Source organism: Bradyrhizobium sp. B097, assembly GCF_038957035.1.
Lineage (GTDB): Bacteria > Pseudomonadota > Alphaproteobacteria > Rhizobiales > Xanthobacteraceae > Bradyrhizobium.
This window is the reverse complement of the sequence record NZ_CP152412.1, coordinates 8,432,681-8,446,405: the sequence shown is the minus strand read 5'-3', so window position 1 is coordinate 8,446,405 and position 13,725 is coordinate 8,432,681. Positions and strand designations below refer to the sequence as shown.

The window sequence follows — 13,725 nt, the reverse complement described above, 5'->3', positions numbered from 1 at the left end:
TGATCCGGGAAAGGGCGACGCTCCGGCAGGCGCTTGGGCTCTCGAATGTGTCACTGGGTGTTGACCGGCCTCCGGATGCGATGATCGCCCATCCGATCCGCATCAACCGGCCGCCCTCAGATTACCCCGGCCGCGCGCTGAATTGGCATGGCCAACGCGGCCTCCGGAAAGCGAAGGCAAGCGGTCGTTCCCTGTCCACGGTTCGACGCAATGACGAGCTCACCCCCATGCGAGGCCATGATCTCCTGCACGATCGACAGGCCGAGGCCGGCGCTGTTCCTGGCCGTGCCGCCGGTCTGGAATGGCTCGATCAGCTTGCGCTCCGAGCCCGAAGCGAGTCCGGCGCCGTCGTCGCTGATCGATACGCGGCCGCGGCTCAGGCTGGCCCTGATGCATCGGGCGCCCCGGGCGTGAATCAGTGCGTTGCCGACCAGGTTGGCCAGCGCGCTCCTGATCGCAGCTTCGACGCCCTGCACCATGGTGGCCGGTTCGTCGCTGTGTTCCAGCGAGAGTTCGATCCCGGCGTCCAAAGCCGACGGGCTGAAATCTGCCAGCACGTCCCGCGTCACGGTCGCAAGGTCGATCGGCCGCTTTTCGAGCGTCCCGTTTTGCAGCCGCGCCAGGTCCAGCATGGCCGAAACAAGCGATGTCAGCCGGCGGACATCGTGAATCAGCTCCACCCGCAAGGCGGGATCGGCCACGTCCTCGACCCTGGCGCGCAACAACGTCAGGGGGGTGCGGAGCTGATGGGCGGCATTGCCCAGGAACCGGCGCTGCATCCGGATGTAGGCGTGGATCTCATCAAACGCGCGGTTCAGCGCTGTGGCCAGCGGCTTCAGTTCTGCGGGGACCCGGTCGAGTGAAATCGATCCCTGCGGCGCGGCCGGATCGATCGCGAGCGCAAGCTTCGTCACCCGTTCGATGCTGCGCGCAACGAAACGCGCGGCGAGGAACACGCCGATCGCCACGATCAATACGTACCCCGCCGCGTAGAGGGAAATCTCGATCAGATTTTTCAGGATGAACCACATCGCGATCTGGTCACGACGGACGTGGGCGTTTCCGATCATCATCACGAGTTCGGGGACGTGGCCGCTGTGCATCACCGCCATGCAGAACGAGCTATTCTGGTCAAGCGACTTGAGCATCGAAAGACCGCTCGGTCCGACAAAGGGCAGCGAAACCGGAAGCTGCGGCCTGCGCTCGCGCCCGAATTCGCTTGTCATATCGCCGTAGGCCACGACGTACCACAGATCCGGGCTTTGGGATTTCAGCTCTTCCAACCGGGCGGTGGGGCGGACTGTGAGGCTTTCGCCGGGGTTGACCTCGGTGGCGCGACCAAGAACGTAGGCGGCCGCAAAGCAGGCGCTGCGTTCGGGCTCCTTCGCGATGAACAGCCAGAACACGAGGCCGAGCGCGGCGAAGAAAATCACGGCGGCGGCCATCCCGAGCGAGAGCGTCAATGTCCGTGCGATCGACGTCATCGGATATTTGCCATCCTGAGAATGTAGCCGATGCCGCGCATGCTGCGGATCTCGACGTTGCTGCCAATCTCGGACAGCTTCTTGCGAAGCCGAGACACCTGCGCCTCGAGCGTGTTGGATTCGATCTCGTCGTCGAATCCGTAAATGGCCTCGATCAGCGCCTCGCGCGCGATGACGCGGTCGCGTCGCATCAAGAGCGCCTCGAGGATCAGGGCCTCGCGGCGCCGGAGCAGGACCTTGTGGCCGGCGACGGTCGCCTCGTTGGTGCCGATCTTCAGTTCGACATTGCCGAACGAGAGCATTGACGACACGGATACGCGGGGCCGCCGCAGCACGGCCCGTGCTCTCGCGATGAACTCCTGCGGCTCGAAGGGCTTGCCCAGATAGTCGTCGGCGCCGCCGTTCAGCCCGTCGATCACGTCTTCCTTGGCGTCCCTGGCGGTCAGCATGATGATGGCCGGCCTGTCCGGCCGTCGGCTCAGCGTCGTGACGATATTGAGCGCATCGCCATCAGGCAGCATTCGGTCGACGATCGCCAGATCGTAGTTGAAACTGCTCAGCGCATGCCTCGCATCCGTCACGGACTCGACGATGTCGATAACGCCGCCGAGCTGTCCGAGCAGCCGGTCGAGATAGGCGGCGATTTGCGGTTCGTCTTCGATCACGAGAAAGCGCACAGACCTTCCCTCGCATGGTTGGCCGATGATCTTGCAGACGATTGTGTCGGCATCGCGCCGGCGTCGACAGTCCGCTTTGACGAGACAAGCCTCGAATCTTTCGCGTCTTGCGCGCGCTCGCGGCGCGGCAATCTTCGGGCAATGATCACAGGCCACCTACCCGCGACCATGCAGCAACCCTTCCCACAAGGCCCAGGTCAGAGGTTTTGAGCATTCCGCCATGCGAGAGTTCTCCCGTTCTTGCGCCGCGAAGGCCGCGCGTCGTGCCGTCGTTGCTGCTCTTCCTGCCGCATTCGGCGTTGTCGCGGCCTTTCTCGGTCAGGCTGCCGCGCAAACCGCGTTCACGTTGCCGGCTCCGCCTTTTTCAGTCCCTTTCCTGCCCTCGGTCTCGGGCAACTGGACTGTGATGATTGGAGCGAGCGGGGCGTCCAGACCGGATTTCGAGGGTACAAACCACAGCAAGTTCGCCCCGGTCCCGGTTTTCGCGATCCGTCGCCCCGGCACCGTCGACCAGTTTCGCAGCCCGCGCGACAACGCGAGCATCGCGATCGTCGACTTCGGTGATTTTCGGGCCGGCCCCGTCGGCAAGTTCGTGACGTCGCGAAAGGCGAGCAGGTACTCCGAGCTCAACGGTCTTGCCGACGTCAGCGCGGCCTTCGAGCTCGGCGGATTCGTCGAATACTTTCCGGTCGACTGGTTTCGTGTGCGCAACGAGACGCGCCAGGGCCTCGGCGGGCACCACGGCATCGTTTCCGACTTCTCGGCGGACTTCATCGTGCCGGTGTTCGGCGGCTTCACCGTTTCCGCCGGACCGCGCTTCACCGTGGAGACCGCGAAGGCGGTCTCGCCCTATTTCAGCGTCGATACCGTGCATGCGATGGCGACCGGGCTGCCGGTCTTTGACGCCAAAGGCGGGGCGCATTCGGCCGGTGTCGGCGCGCAGCTGTCGTATCGGATCAATCCGAAATGGGAAGTTCATTCCTATGTCGAATACGATCGACTGCTCGGCGACGCCGCGAAGAGCCCGATCGTGACGGTCCGCGGCTCGGCAAATCAGACCACGTTCGGCGTCGGCGCCTCCTATTCATTCGACGTCAAGGTTCAATGAGAGCCCATGCGACGCAGCGGTCGATGTGCAAGCTTCGCGGCGGTCGTTCTTGTCGCCGCAAATGTGGCCGGGTGCGCGACGTTTGCGACCAGCGACAGCAAGCTGCAGGCGGTCAAGACCGTCGGCATCATTTCGGCGGTCGGCGATCAAGTGACCGTCGCCAAGGGAGGGCTCACGGGCCTGGACAATGGCAGCAAAAGCTTCCCGATCGAGCCGTGGGGACTTGATGATCTGATCGTCCAGCAGGTGACGGCGGCGCTGGGCGGCCGCTTTCAGGTGCAGCCGGTCACCTACAGCCGTTCCGCCTTCGCCACGATCAAGGATTCCGTGTTCACGCCCGCCAACCTCGTTCGCGGCGATCCGTTCAAGCAGCTGGTTCGGACCGAGGTGTCTCCGCAAGGGCTCGATGCGTATATCGTCATCACCAAGGCGCAGGCGGTCTACGGTGGCGGCCACCGAAAGGTCGAAGGCGTCGGCTTCATCACCTACCGCACGGTGACGGAGTCCTACAGCCAGATCTATGCGCTCTATGAAATCAGAGTGATCGACGGCAAGACGTTTGACGTCATCGACAAGAAGGCGGCCCAGCCGCTGGGCAATGCGGGGAACGTCCCGCTCGCCGGTCCGAGCCGGCCGGTCGACGGGAATTTTCCGATCAGCTCGGGCGATGGCAACGATGAGGGCCTGCACCGGGCGATCGTCGACCTCATTACGCGCAGCCTGCCGACGACGTTGGGCGACATGCATCTCGCGGCTGTCCGCTGATGCCAATCAACAAGCTGGGAGAACTGCTTTGGAGACGTCGATGTTTGACCGGTACTGGTTCCTGCTGGCCGTCTTGCTTGGCGTTGTCGTGATTTTCCTGGTGAGTCTGAGCTTGATCGTTGGCGCCTAGATCAGGCACGCAGCATTGCAAGAACCGTGCGGGTGAGATCAAGCCGCCGCGCCGCAAGGCGGGGCGCGCGAGCAATCCGTAGCCCGGATGGAGCGAAGCGCAATCCGGGAGCGCGCTCGCCGCGGATGGACCTGCCCCGGATTTCGCTTCGCTGCATCCGGGCTACGAAGTCTCTACTCCGCCGCCAGCACTGTGATCTCCGGCCACAACGCCTTCCACCGTGCCGCCTTGTTCGCATAGTTCGCCGCGGAAAAATTCGCGGTGAGGTTCGGCCGCACGATCATGCCGGCGACATCGTCGAAACCGTTTGGCGCATAGACGTCGTAACCATCGGTGCTGCGGCGGATGCCGATCTGCGTGGTCGCGGTGAGGAAGCGATCGATGCCGTCGGTTGAGCGCGACAGCGCCGGGTAGGGCAGGCCGTGCTTGCCGGGATACCAGAGATGGACGCGGGCCTGGTTGCGCGCCTCGATCGCAACCCCGAGATGGCCGAGCCGTGCCTTCAGCTCGCGGATCACAGCGTCCTCGGCCTCCCACGACGTATCCGGATCGAAATAGAAGATGTCGTAGTCGCTGATGCCGTGATCGAGCGGCCGGCCGGTCAGCGCATTCCACACGGTCTGCACCAGGCAGCCGGACACCAGCCAGGCATCGGGCAGGGCAACGCGGTGCAGCTCGTCTGTGATCGCTTCATTGGCGGGGTTGCGCAGCGCCGCGGCGAGGAATTCGTCTTGCGTCACGACGAAGCGGTCGCGTCGTAATCCCTGACCGCCTTCTTCGATGCCAGCGCGCGCCAGTGCCGGCGCAGCGGCGGCTCGACGGTCGCGCGCTTGGCCTTCGACAGGCGGATCAGCACGATCGGATAGTCGCGGTAGTGATCGGTGAAGTAGAACACCGTCGGCTGGCTCTCGACCAGCATGTCGCGCTCATCGGGCGGCACGCCGGGCATCACCAGGCTGTCGCCGTCTTCCTTGAGCCGCACCAGTATCCTCTTGCGCACCTTCAGCGCCGGCGTGCCGTAGGACGAGCCGTCCTCGACCTCCGGCCACGCCAGTGCGATGTGCCTGATGTCGTCGAAGGTCACGGCAATCATCCCATAAAGAATGTAGCCCGGATGGAGCGCAGCGAAATCCGGGACATCTTGCCGAGCGAGAGATCCCGGATTGCGCTGCGCTCCATCCGGGCTACGGGTCCGTTCGAGCTTACTGCACCGAGGTGAAGAAGCGTGCGAGGCGGAAGCCGGAGAGCCAGGTCCAGACCGGCTGGCTGCGGATGCCCATGTCCCAGGAGCCGACCACGGCATCGGCGCGGCCGATCAGATTGTCGATCGGCAACAGGCCGACACCACCGTCGCGCACCGGCACGCGGCTGTCGGCGGAATTGTCCCTGTTATCGCCGAGCACGAACAGGTTGCCGGGCGGCACAGTGACTTCGGCCGTGTTGTCCAGTCTGCCATTGTCGCGGATCTTGAAGATCGCGTGGCTGACGCCGTTCGGCAGGGTCTCGATATAGCGGTAGGCGTCCTCGCCGCCGCCGCGATCGTCCTCGGCAAAGCCGGTGCCGTCGGGCTTCAGCGCCGCCGGATGATCGTTGATGAAGAGCTGGCCCTGCCGCATCTGGATGCGATCGCCGGGCAGCCCGACCACGCGCTTGACCCAGGCCTGCGAGCGGTCGCCCGGCCAGCGGAACACGACGACGTCGCCGCGCTTCGGCGTCTCGCCGAACACCCGGCCGGTCTCCGGCAGCGTGATCTGGATCGGCAGCGACGCCGCGCCGTAGCCATAGGGGAATTTCGAGGCGACCAGCGCGTCGCCAATCAGCAGCGTCGGTTCCATCGAGCCCGACGGCACGTAGAACGGCTCGGCGATCGCGCCCTTGGCGAGGAACACGACGGCCACGATCGCGGCGAGTTGCACGGCCTGCCCGCGCCAGCTGGTCGGCTTGGCCGCCACGACTTCGTTTCCGCTGCTCACTAGCCTGTTCCTCCGACCGTAATCCGTTCCATCCTGAGCGTCGGCTGGCCGACGCCGACCGGCACACCCTGGCCGTTCTTGCCGCAGGTGCCGATTCCCGTATCCAACGCAAGATCGTTGCCGATCATGGTGATCCTGTGGAGATCGGTCGGTCCATTGCCGATCAGCATGGCGCCCTTCAGCGGCGCGCCGAGCTTGCCGTTCTCGATCTTGTAGGCCTCAGTGCACTGGAACACGTATTTGCCCGAGGTGATGTCGACCTGACCGCCGCCGAAATTGGCGGCATACATGCCGTTCTTCACCGAGGCGATAATCTCGGCCGGGTCGCGGTCGCCCGACAGCATGTAGGTGTTGGTCATGCGCGGCATCGGCACATGGGCATAGCTCTGCCGCCTTCCGTTGCCGGTCGGCTTCATGCCCATCAGCCGGGCGTTCTGGCGGTCCTGCATATAGCCGACCAAAACGCCGTCCTCGATCAGCACGGTGCGGTTGGTCGGGGTGCCCTCGTCGTCGATCGACAGCGAGCCACGGCGCGATGCCATGGTGCCGTCATCGACCACGGTGACGCCCTTGGCTGCGACCTGCTGGCCCATCAGGCCGGCGAAAGCCGAGGTCTGCTTGCGGTTGAAGTCGCCCTCGAGCCCATGGCCGACGGCCTCATGCAACATCACGCCGGGCCAGCCGGCCCCTAACACGACGTCCATCTCGCCGGCGGGCGCCGGCACCGATTCGAGATTGACCAGCGCCTCGCGCAGCGCGCCGTCGGCGGCGTCGCGCCAGGCCTTGGTCTCGATGAAGCGCGCATAGCCCTCGCGGCCGCCATAGCCCTTGCTGCCGCTCTCCTGCCGGTCGCCCTGGCCGGCGACCACGGAGATATTGACGCGCACCAGGGGGCGGATGTCGCGATAGCTCTCGCCATCGGGCCGCAGGATCTCCACCACCTGCCAGGTCGCGGTGAGGCTGGCCGAGACCTGCCGGACCCGTGGGTCCTTGTCCCTGACATAGGCGTCGATCTCGCCGAGCAGCTTTACTTTTGCCTCGAAGGCCGGGCCATCCAGCGGGTTCTCGTCGCCATACAGCTTGATGTTGGTGTGGGACGGCGCCGCGGCGAAAGTCCCGGCGTAGCCGCCACGGACCGCCGCCACCGCATCCGCTGCGCGAATCAGCGCCGGGATCGAGACGTCGGAGGAATGCGCATAGCCGACCGCGTCGTCCTTGACGGCACGCAGGCCGAAGCCTTGCGAGGTGTCATAGGTCGCCTGTTTCAGCCGGCCATTGTCGAACACCAGCGCCTCGGTCTGCCCGAACTCCAGGAACAACTCGCCGTCGTCGGCGCCATCAAGTCCGCGGGACACCTCGCGGCGGACGGCATCGCGGTCCAGATTGGCGCGGTCGAGCAGGGAGGTGGTGGCAGGATTGGTCATGGTCACTCCGACGCAATGCTATTGCTTGGCGATTCCTTGTCATCCTTGCCTGAAGCGCAGCTGATTGCCAGTGCGGAACCCGCAGCAGGACTTTCGGGCGATTGAAGCAGAGAAGAGCGGAAAACTCACCTTACAACCCGGAAACCTGTGCCGGTCCCGGTTCAGGCCTGGACGGCGATCGGCAAAGATAGTGTTTGGGGTGGCAAACCGGGAGTGCCTGCGGCTATGCGGTCGATCACGGCAGCCCCACGCGATTGTCACCTTGTCGTCATCGGCCTGCTCGCCCCGCCTTCCGCTGCTGGCCCTCCGGCGCGATGCCGTCGCTCGACGGTTCAGGCTTCGGCTGCGCGGCGCCGTGTGCCGAGGTCGGAAAACCATGCTCCTGCGCCCACCGGTACAGCTCGTCGAACACCGGTTTGAGCGCCTTGGCTGATGGCGTCATCTCGTACTCAACCCGCGGCGGCACCTCGGGATAAACCGTGCGCTTGACCAGGCCGTTGGCCTCGAGATCGCGCAGCTGGGTGGTCAGCATGTGCTGGGTCACGCCGGGGATCGCCTGCCGCAATTCGCCGAACCGGCGCTTGCGCTCGACCAGCTGCCAGAGGATGTCGCCCTTCCATTTCCCGGCCAGCACCGACAGCGCCCGATGAAATTGCCCCGACAGGTCGCCGTTGCACGCCTCGGATGCCGCCGGAGGCTCGGCGGGCTCAATAGTCAGTTTTTTCATACTACCTCACAAAAAGCATCCTACTTGTTCTTTTCATCCTACCCCCGAATTTAGTGCATCGAAAGCCGTGGGCCGGTCGAATGGGCGGGTGGTCGCGCGGTCATTTGGGGAGTCATCCATGTCAGTTGCCGTTGCCGCAGCGCCGTCGCGCTGGAAATCCGTCACGCTGTGGGTCGTCAGGGGATTGCTCGCGCTGGCCTTTGCCGCCGCCGGTGCGGCCAAGCTCTATGGCGTGCCGATGCTGGTCGAGGAATTCGAGCATATCGGGCTCGGCCAGTGGTTCCGCTATCTCACCGGATCGCTGGAACTGCTCGGCGCGGTCCTGATCCTGGTGCCGCCGGTCGCAGCCTTTGGCGGCCTGCTGCTGAGCTGCATTATGGTCGGCGCCACGCTCACGCATCTGTTCGTGATCGGCGGCTCGCCGGTGCCCGCCCTGGTGCTGCTGGCGCTGAGCGCGATCGTCGCCTACGCCAAGCGCAGCCAGTTCGCCCTGGTCCCGAGCGCACCGTGAGGTGGGCGCGATGCGCGTCTCTCGCCGCATCCTGACGCTGGCCGCGGGGCTCGCGCTGGCCTTCGCGGTGCCGTTCGCCGCGACATTGCTGCTCACCGGTTCGGTCGCGGCGGTCTCCAAACCGGAGCCAAAGAAACCCGAGCCGCGGGTGCACCATGTGGTGCTGCCGATCAACTCGGACGACCCGACCACGATGCGGGCGCTGATCTCGACCGCGCTCAACCTCCCGAAATATTATCGGGAGCGCAACGAGCCGTTCGAGATCGAGGTCGTCGCCTACAATGCCGGCGTCCACATGCTGCGCGCCGATACCTCGCCGGTGAAGGACCTGTTGCGGGTGGTGCGGGGACTCACGCCGGACATCCGCTTCGTGGTCTGTGAAGCCACCAAGCTCGGCATGGAGCGCGCCGAGGGACATCCGCTGGTCCTGCTCGACAATGTCGATCTGGTGCCGAACGGGCCCGGACGCATTATCGAATTGCAGGAAGCCGGCTGGTCCTACATCCGGTCCTGAGCGAACAAGCCTAAGCGGAGAACTCCAACATGACGTCAGTTCGCGTGCCCACCCGCCGCGCCGTCGTCGCCGGCATGATCGGCGCCGGCGTCTCGCTCGCGATACCGGCAGCGCGGGCGCGCGCAGCGTCGGGACCGCCGCCATTCGGCACCGTCCGGCATCAGTTCACGCTGGTTCAAGGCGCCCGCCCGGTGCCACCGGTGGCGATCCCGGCGCTCGCCGGCGGCACGCTCGATCTCGCCGCGTTCAAGGGCAGGTTGGTGCTGGTGAACTTCTGGGCCACATGGTGCGCGGCGTGCCGGACCGAACTGCCGATGCTGGACCGCCTCGCGGCCAGCGGCCGCAGCGATCTCGTCGTCATCGCTGTCAGCACTGATCGTAACCGCTCGCTGGTCGCGCCCTACGTCAAGCAGTTCAAGCTGCGCCACCTTGCGATCGGATTCGATCCCGGCGGTCTCGTCTCGCGCGTCGACGCGGCAGAGGTCGACACGCCGTTCGCGCTCTACGGCATGCCGATCTCGTTCCTGATCGGCGTCAGCGGACAGGTCGAGGGCTACATGACGGGCGAGGCCGACTGGCTGTCCGCGGAGGCGAGTGGGTTGTTTGATTATTATGCGGGTGGTGGGCGGTGAGATGGCGTAGCCCGGATGAAGCCAACGGGTCGCGCGTATGCGCGCCCGATGACAGGCTCCGCGAAATCCGGGGTTGGTCAATCGGCGATGAGAGCGGCCCGGATTGCGCTGCGCTCCATCCGGGCTACGTGCTGCTGTGCCTTGTGACGCAGCAGGGTGAGTCACCCTACGGCAATTTGTCATAGCCTTCCGCCAGGCCGTTCAGGCTGAGCGGAAAGCCGATGCCCTCTTCCGGGGTCTCGAAGATGATGAACGTCGCGGTCTTGGCGTTCTTGAGCTGGCCGAGCAGCTTGTCGTCCATCACGACCTCGGCGACGCAGCCATTGGGCAGGCAGCGGACAAAGCCGGCACGGCCGACGTCCTGATTGTCGAGCTTGAGGCCGAGGCCGGAGGGCAGCAGCACGCCGAGCGGGGCGACCACGCGCATCAGGCGGCTCTTCTGGTCGGCGGTCTTCAGCACGATCACGGTCAGGCCGGCATTGGAGCGGTCTTCGGCTACCACGCTCTGGATCAGCGCGCATTGCTCGGCCTGGGCGCCCGGCGGGGTGTCGCAGCGGATCTGCCAGTCGCCATGGACCGAGCGCACCGCGCCCTGCGCGTTCGCCGGCTGGGTCAGGCCAAGAGAAAGGGCCAGAATCAGCAGGCCGCCGAGCCAGCCGGCCTTTCGTCCTGCCTGAATTTTCGAAGCGCCCATCCGGGGTCGATCCTTTGATTGTTCGGTCGGTCCGGCCGTCGAGGCCGCCGGGTAGCACGCATCAGTCGACTGATACCGCAATTGGGCGCCTTGAAGGCGATCTTGAAGCCATTCCCGCGCCGGATTGGGGCAGCCCGCAGCGAATCAGGTTCCTGCCGGCCATCCCGTCTGTGCGTACATCCGGTAATCCCCCTGTCAACAGTGCGCGGCGTTGTTTCGGCGACTTTCGCTTGATTTTGCGGGAAAATTCGCAAGCGGCAGCTTCATCGCAGGCGCATGGCTTTCGGCCGTACTACTGCATTGCGAGCGCCTGCGAATTATGGTTTGAGAGGCTGGATTTCGACGCGTTCTAGCGATCTGGCTCCCGTACCCACCTTGACTCAGAGACGGGTATGTCCGGAAGGCCATTTGTCAGGGCGGATCGTGCTGTATCTCCGGTCAATTGCCGGGGGTGCGTTGGGGAATAATGCAAGGGAGCGCGAACGGCATGAAGATGTCGATTGGCCGGTTGGGCAGGCAATTGCTGGGGTTGGCGGTGGCGAGTGTGGCGTCAGTCGCCGCGGGATCGGCCTTCGCCGAAATGGGGCAGCCGGCGCCGTGGGAGCACACGCTGCAGGAAGCCGCGACCCCGGTGATGGAAAACATCATCTGGTTTCACAATTTCCTGCTGGTGCTGATCACCGTCATCACCCTGTTCGTGCTGGCGCTGCTCGTCATCGTGGTGGTGAAGTTCAACGCCAGGGCCAACCCGGTCCCCTCCAAGACCACCCACAACACGCTGATCGAAGTGGCCTGGACGCTGATCCCGGTCCTGATCCTGGTCGGCATCGCGGTGCCGTCGTTCCGTCTCCTGTTCCTGGAGCTCGACGTGCCGAAGCCGGACCTCACCGTGAAGGTCACCGGCAAGCAGTGGTATTGGTCCTACGCCTACCCGGACAACGGCAAGTTCGAGTTCGACTCGCTGCTCGACAAGGACAAGCAGCCCCGGCTGCTCGGCGTCGACAACGAGATGGTGGTCCCGGTCAACAAGGTGGTGCGGATCCAGACCACCGGCGCCGACGTGATCCACTCCTTCGCGGTGCCGGCCTTCGGCGTGAAGATCGACTCGGTCCCCGGCCGCCTCAACGAGAGCTGGTTCAAGGCCACCAAGACCGGCGTGTTCTACGGCCAGTGCTCGGAACTGTGCGGCAAGGACCATGCCTTCATGCCGATCGCGGTGCGGGTCGTCAGCGACCAGGAATTCGCGACCTGGGTTGAAGGGGCAAAGAAGAAGTTTGCGACCAACCCGGCGAATTCCTACGCCTCGGCTGGTCAAGCGGCGCAGTAAGCCTGACGGCTCACGGCGCAGATGGACTAAGGGCGATGGGACCGCGAGGTCCAAGAGGGACTGCAAGGCAGGATTTTGAACATGGCGACAGGCGCAGCGACACACGACGATCACGCCCATGATGATCACGCCCACCATCCGACCGGATGGCGGCGCTATCTCTACTCCACGAACCACAAGGATATCGGTACGATGTACCTTGTCTTTGCGGTGATCGCGGGCATCATCGGCGCTGCGATGTCGATCGCGATCCGTGCCGAGTTGATGTACCCGGGCGTCCAGATATTCCACGAAACGCACACTTATAACGTGTTCGTGACCTCGCACGGTCTGATCATGATCTTCTTCATGGTCATGCCGGCGATGATCGGCGGGTTCGGCAACTGGATGGTGCCGCTGATGATCGGCGCGCCGGACATGGCGTTCCCGCGCATGAACAACATTTCGTTCTGGCTGCTGCCGGCTTCGTTCGCGCTGCTCGTGATGTCCACCTTCGTCGAGGGTGAGCCGGGCGCCAACGGGGTCGGCGCGGGCTGGACCATGTACGCGCCGCTCTCGACCTCGGGCCATCCGGGTCCTGCGGTCGACTTCGCGATTCTCTCGCTGCATCTCGCGGGTGCCTCGTCGATCCTCGGCGCCATCAACTTCATCACCACGATCTTCAACATGCGCGCGCCGGGCATGACCCTGCACAAGATGCCGCTGTTCGTGTGGTCGATCCTGGTGACCGTGTTCCTGCTGCTGTTGTCGCTGCCGGTGCTCGCCGGTGCGATCACCATGCTGCTGACCGACCGCAATTTCGGCACCGCCTTCTTCGCGGCTGACGGCGGCGGCGACCCCGTGCTGTTCCAGCATCTGTTCTGGTTCTTCGGCCACCCCGAAGTGTACATCCTGATCCTGCCGGCCTTCGGCATGGTCAGCCAGATCGTCTCCACCTTCTCGCGCAAGCCCGTGTTCGGCTATCTCGGCATGGCCTACGCCATGGTCGCGATCGGCGGCATCGGCTTCGTGGTGTGGGCGCACCACATGTACACCGTCGGCATGTCGTCGGCGACGCAGGCCTATTTCGTCGCCGCCACGATGGTGATCGCGGTGCCGACCGGCGTGAAGATCTTCTCCTGGATCGCCACGATGTGGGGCGGCTCGATCGAGTTCAAGGCGCCGATGATCTGGGCGATCGGCTTCATCTTCCTGTTCACCGTCGGCGGCGTCACCGGCGTCGTGCTGGCCAATGCCGGCGTCGACCGTGTGCTGCAGGACACCTATTACGTGGTGGCGCACTTCCACTACGTGCTGTCGCTCGGCGCCGTGTTCGGCATCTTCGCCGGCTGGTACTACTGGTTCCCGAAGATGTTCGGTTACATGTACTCGGAGCGGATCGCCAAGGCGCACTTCTGGTTCACCTTCATCGGCGTCAACCTGGTATTCTTCCCGCAGCATTTCCTCGGCCTGTCGGGCATGCCGCGCCGCTACGTCGACTATCCGGATGCGTTCGCCGGCTGGAACCTGATCTCCTCCTGGGGCTCCTACATCTCCGGCATCGGCGTGCTGATCTTCATCTACGGCGTGATCGATGCCTTCGTTCGCAAGGAGCAGGCCGCGAACAATCCGTGGGGTGCGGGTGCGACCACACTGGAGTGGACGCTGACCTCGCCGCCGCCGTTCCACCAGTTCGAAGTGCTGCCCCGCGTGCAGTAAGTCCACGACAACGCGGCGCACCCTGGGTGCGCCGCGCCTTTTGAGAGAAGTGAGACCTGAT

General features: G+C 64.7%; 15 protein-coding genes. 7 read left to right on the top strand and 8 right to left on the bottom strand.

All coding sequences use genetic code 11. From position 1 onward, the window contains the following. Positions 1 to 116: 116 nt before the first annotated feature. Together AAFG07_RS38905 and AAFG07_RS38900 are read right to left on the bottom strand one after the other, a co-directional pair. A complete protein-coding gene (locus AAFG07_RS38905) occupies positions 117 to 1,484 on the bottom strand; it encodes a HAMP domain-containing sensor histidine kinase (RefSeq protein ID WP_342724872.1) in 1,368 nt (455 codons plus the stop codon). Next, positions 1,481 to 2,161 (bottom strand): response regulator transcription factor, encoded by a 681-nt coding sequence (locus tag AAFG07_RS38900; protein WP_342724871.1) that lies wholly within the window; start codon positions 2,159 to 2,161, stop codon positions 1,481 to 1,483. The genes AAFG07_RS38905 and AAFG07_RS38900 overlap by 4 nt, the downstream gene beginning before the upstream one ends. Before the next feature lie 406 nt (positions 2,162 to 2,567). Between AAFG07_RS38900 and AAFG07_RS38895 the strand changes: the two genes are divergently transcribed. Further along, entirely contained in the window at positions 2,568 to 3,269 is a 702-nt protein-coding gene (locus AAFG07_RS38895; RefSeq protein WP_342724870.1) for a MipA/OmpV family protein, read from the top strand. A 6-nt stretch (positions 3,270 to 3,275) separates the two neighbouring features. Continuing rightward, on the top strand, positions 3,276 to 4,034 hold the full coding sequence (locus tag AAFG07_RS38890) for a hypothetical protein (RefSeq protein WP_342724869.1): 759 nt from the start codon (positions 3,276 to 3,278) through the stop codon (positions 4,032 to 4,034). A gap of 303 nt (positions 4,035 to 4,337) precedes the next feature. Here AAFG07_RS38890 and AAFG07_RS38885 read toward each other — a convergent pair whose 3' ends face one another. From AAFG07_RS38885 to AAFG07_RS38865, 5 genes are all read right to left on the bottom strand, one after another. Beyond that, positions 4,338 to 4,904, bottom strand: coding sequence for a nucleotidyltransferase family protein (locus AAFG07_RS38885; RefSeq protein WP_342724868.1), 567 nt, complete (start codon positions 4,902 to 4,904; stop codon positions 4,338 to 4,340). After that, on the bottom strand, positions 4,901 to 5,248 hold the full coding sequence (locus tag AAFG07_RS38880) for an MmcQ/YjbR family DNA-binding protein (protein WP_342724867.1): 348 nt from the start codon (positions 5,246 to 5,248) through the stop codon (positions 4,901 to 4,903). The genes AAFG07_RS38885 and AAFG07_RS38880 overlap by 4 nt, the downstream gene beginning before the upstream one ends. Positions 5,249 to 5,366: 118 nt before the next feature. Next, a complete protein-coding gene (gene lepB, locus AAFG07_RS38875) occupies positions 5,367 to 6,137 on the bottom strand; it encodes a signal peptidase I (RefSeq protein WP_207834863.1) in 771 nt (256 codons plus the stop codon). Further along, the gene (gene tldD / locus AAFG07_RS38870) at positions 6,137 to 7,561 is read right to left on the bottom strand and encodes a metalloprotease TldD (RefSeq protein WP_342724866.1); all 1,425 of its coding nucleotides are present in this window, start codon (positions 7,559 to 7,561) and stop codon (positions 6,137 to 6,139) included. The genes lepB and tldD overlap by 1 nt, the downstream gene beginning before the upstream one ends. A gap of 268 nt (positions 7,562 to 7,829) precedes the next feature. Then, a complete protein-coding gene (locus AAFG07_RS38865) occupies positions 7,830 to 8,288 on the bottom strand; it encodes a helix-turn-helix domain-containing protein (protein ID WP_342724865.1) in 459 nt (152 codons plus the stop codon). Between the two features lie 118 nt (positions 8,289 to 8,406). Here AAFG07_RS38865 and AAFG07_RS38860 point away from each other — a divergent pair, with 118 nt between their 5' ends. From AAFG07_RS38860 to AAFG07_RS38850, 3 genes are read left to right on the top strand one after another with little or no spacing between them, the layout of a single operon-like run. Beyond that, positions 8,407 to 8,799 carry a DoxX family protein gene (locus AAFG07_RS38860; protein WP_342724864.1) on the top strand — a complete coding sequence of 131 codons (393 nt, stop codon included), beginning with the start codon at positions 8,407 to 8,409 and terminating at the stop codon, positions 8,797 to 8,799. Positions 8,800 to 8,809: 10 nt separating this feature from the next. Then, positions 8,810 to 9,313, top strand: a complete 504-nt coding sequence (locus AAFG07_RS38855; RefSeq protein ID WP_342724863.1) for a hypothetical protein — start codon at positions 8,810 to 8,812, stop codon at positions 9,311 to 9,313. Between the two features lie 29 nt (positions 9,314 to 9,342). Beyond that, the gene (locus AAFG07_RS38850; protein ID WP_342724862.1) at positions 9,343 to 9,945 is read left to right on the top strand and encodes a TlpA disulfide reductase family protein; all 603 of its coding nucleotides are present in this window, start codon (positions 9,343 to 9,345) and stop codon (positions 9,943 to 9,945) included. A gap of 166 nt (positions 9,946 to 10,111) precedes the next feature. Here the strand turns inward: AAFG07_RS38850 and AAFG07_RS38845 are convergent, their stop codons facing one another. Then, positions 10,112 to 10,639, bottom strand: a complete 528-nt coding sequence (locus AAFG07_RS38845) for an invasion associated locus B family protein (RefSeq protein WP_097676619.1) — start codon at positions 10,637 to 10,639, stop codon at positions 10,112 to 10,114. A gap of 487 nt (positions 10,640 to 11,126) precedes the next feature. Between AAFG07_RS38845 and coxB the strand changes: the two genes are divergently transcribed. Further along, a complete protein-coding gene (gene coxB, locus AAFG07_RS38840) occupies positions 11,127 to 11,966 on the top strand; it encodes a cytochrome c oxidase subunit II (protein ID WP_342724861.1) in 840 nt (279 codons plus the stop codon). An 81-nt stretch (positions 11,967 to 12,047) separates the two neighbouring features. Next, positions 12,048 to 13,664: a cytochrome c oxidase subunit I gene (ctaD, locus tag AAFG07_RS38835; RefSeq protein ID WP_342724860.1), complete on the top strand. Its 1,617-nt coding sequence runs from the start codon at positions 12,048 to 12,050 to the stop codon at positions 13,662 to 13,664. Positions 13,665 to 13,725 lie beyond the last annotated feature (61 nt).

Bases quoted from the DNA above. Each gene is read 5' to 3' on its own strand.
- ctaD (WP_342724860.1), top strand. From the start codon at position 12,048: ATGGCGACAGGCGCAGCGACACACGACGATCACGCCCATGATGATCAC.
- AAFG07_RS38860 (WP_342724864.1), top strand. From the start codon at position 8,407: ATGTCAGTTGCCGTTGCCGCAGCGCCGTCGCGCTGGAAATCCGTCACG.
- AAFG07_RS38855 (WP_342724863.1), top strand. From the start codon at position 8,810: ATGCGCGTCTCTCGCCGCATCCTGACGCTGGCCGCGGGGCTCGCGCTG.
- tldD (WP_342724866.1), bottom strand. From the start codon at position 7,561: ATGACCAATCCTGCCACCACCTCCCTGCTCGACCGCGCCAATCTGGAC.
- AAFG07_RS38905 (WP_342724872.1), bottom strand. From the start codon at position 1,484: ATGACGTCGATCGCACGGACATTGACGCTCTCGCTCGGGATGGCCGCC.
- coxB (WP_342724861.1), top strand. From the start codon at position 11,127: ATGAAGATGTCGATTGGCCGGTTGGGCAGGCAATTGCTGGGGTTGGCG.
- AAFG07_RS38890 (WP_342724869.1), top strand. From the start codon at position 3,276: ATGCGACGCAGCGGTCGATGTGCAAGCTTCGCGGCGGTCGTTCTTGTC.
- AAFG07_RS38865 (WP_342724865.1), bottom strand. From the start codon at position 8,288: ATGAAAAAACTGACTATTGAGCCCGCCGAGCCTCCGGCGGCATCCGAG.
- AAFG07_RS38850 (WP_342724862.1), top strand. From the start codon at position 9,343: ATGACGTCAGTTCGCGTGCCCACCCGCCGCGCCGTCGTCGCCGGCATG.
- AAFG07_RS38895 (WP_342724870.1), top strand. From the start codon at position 2,568: ATGATTGGAGCGAGCGGGGCGTCCAGACCGGATTTCGAGGGTACAAAC.
- AAFG07_RS38845 (WP_097676619.1), bottom strand. From the start codon at position 10,639: ATGGGCGCTTCGAAAATTCAGGCAGGACGAAAGGCCGGCTGGCTCGGC.